Origin of the sequence: Mycobacterium sp. 1482292.6, from assembly GCF_001672995.1 — a bacterium.
Taxonomy (GTDB): Bacteria; Actinomycetota; Actinomycetes; order Mycobacteriales; family Mycobacteriaceae; genus Mycobacterium; species Mycobacterium europaeum_A.
This window is the reverse complement of the sequence record NZ_LZKV01000212.1, coordinates 1-1589: the sequence shown is the minus strand read 5'-3', so window position 1 is coordinate 1589 and position 1589 is coordinate 1. Positions and strand designations below refer to the sequence as shown.

1 protein-coding gene and 1 pseudogene are annotated in these 1589 nt (G+C 69.7%); one reads left to right on the top strand and one right to left on the bottom strand.

What is annotated here, in order from left to right:
* Positions 1–69: 69 nt before the first annotated feature.
* Positions 70–1143 (bottom strand): annotated as a pseudogene (locus A5624_RS21440) (hypothetical protein); the annotation flags it as partial.
* Positions 1144–1389: 246 nt separating this feature from the next.
* Here A5624_RS21440 and A5624_RS28720 point away from each other — a divergent pair.
* On the top strand, positions 1390–1589 hold a 200-nt coding region (locus A5624_RS28720; protein ID WP_197519006.1), incomplete at its 3' end, for a hypothetical protein.

Here is a 1589-nt window from a genome sequence, read left to right as displayed (position 1 = left end):
TCATCAACTCACCGATCGTGACGGCCCTGGCCGCCGAGATGCTGGGGCCCGGGCACGACGATCCGCGGTGGGCGCAGGGGCGACGATGTTTTCGTTGGGGCTGGGGCGCAAGGCGACCGTCGGGCGGATGCTGATGGCCAGCGCGATTTCCAGCGCCACCACCGCCGCGATGAAGATCACCGCCAGCGAGCTGCTGACCAGCATCAAGGACCTGCGCCGGCGCGCGCGTTCGTCGGAAGCGATGATCGTTTTGGCCTCGGCCTCATCGTCCGGCACGGCGCTGTAGGCGACGTTGGTCTTGCCCTTGTCGGCGTCGGCGGCGAGCGCCGCGATGCGGCTGCGGTATTCGGGCTGATATCCCGGGAGCAGGCCGGGATGCTGCCCGGCCAACAGCATCGGGTCGACCTCGCCGGTGCCGGGATCCAGTGCATAGGCCAGCGCGGCCGTCGACGACGCGAAGAGCGGCGCGTTCGCCGCCGCCAGCGCGGCGCCTCGCGCCAGGGCCATCTCTGGCTCGTCGGGCACGGACAACTCGAGCGAGGTCGCGGCCTCGAGCACCGGCTTGATCAGCGGGATGTCGACGCCGGAGCCGACCAGAACCAGGCCTTCGGGGTGGGTTTCGAGCGTCGCGGCGCCGGAGGCCATGTCGACGAGTTCGGCGACCGCTTCGTCTTCGTCGTCCGCGAGGGGTCTGCGGCGTACCTCCGAGACCGAGCCGTCCGCGGTGTCGACGACGGCCAGGGTGGCGCTGTAGGGCTCGACGAACAGCAGCGCGGTGCGCGCGTAATTGGTGGCGTCTCCCACGGCCTGGGTCAGCGCGGCCGCGGCCATGAAGACCGAGACCAGCATGACGTTTTCGACCTTGTGGGAAATGAGGGCGTCGCGCAGCATCGCCGCTTCGACGTGGTCGGTCCAGGTCACGCCCGTCGACAGCAGTTCGTAGCCGCCCTCGGCGGCGCCTTCCCGGGTGCCGAGAATGGCCGAGATCACCTCGGTGGGGCCGGTGCCGGGCAGGGCGGTGCGTTGGGTGTCGACGTCGAAGCCGTCCTCGTCGACGGTGACTCCGTCGGCGCTCTCCCCCTCGACCAGGACCATGCGCACCTTCGTCGGCGTCATCGAGACGCCAAGCACGATGCCCACCACCGCTTAAGCTCCCTCTGCCCAATTCGTGTCGCTCGACGCCCCCGTCGGCAACACCACTGTTCAGTGATCACCAAGGATTTCTGCCACCGCAGAGCGCGGGCCGCATGCCCGCACATGTTGCTGGGCTGATGAAATTCTGGCGGCAGAGGCGGCATCTTTTTGCCAGCCTCAATACCCCGACCCTACGCGCGTGATCTTGGGAGAAGTAGGCGCCGGTTGCTGTGTGTTAGTTGGCAAACCGGACTAGTGGTGTCCGCCGCCGCCACCACCACCGAAGCCGCCACCGCCGCCGCTGTGACCACCGCCGAAGCCGCCGCCACCACCGAAGCCGCCACCGCTGTGACCACCGCCGAAGCCGCCGAGGCCACCGCCGCCGCCGGGAGCCGGGGCGTGACCGCCGCCGAAGCCACCGCCGCCGCCGGGAGCCGGAGCGTGACCACCGCCAA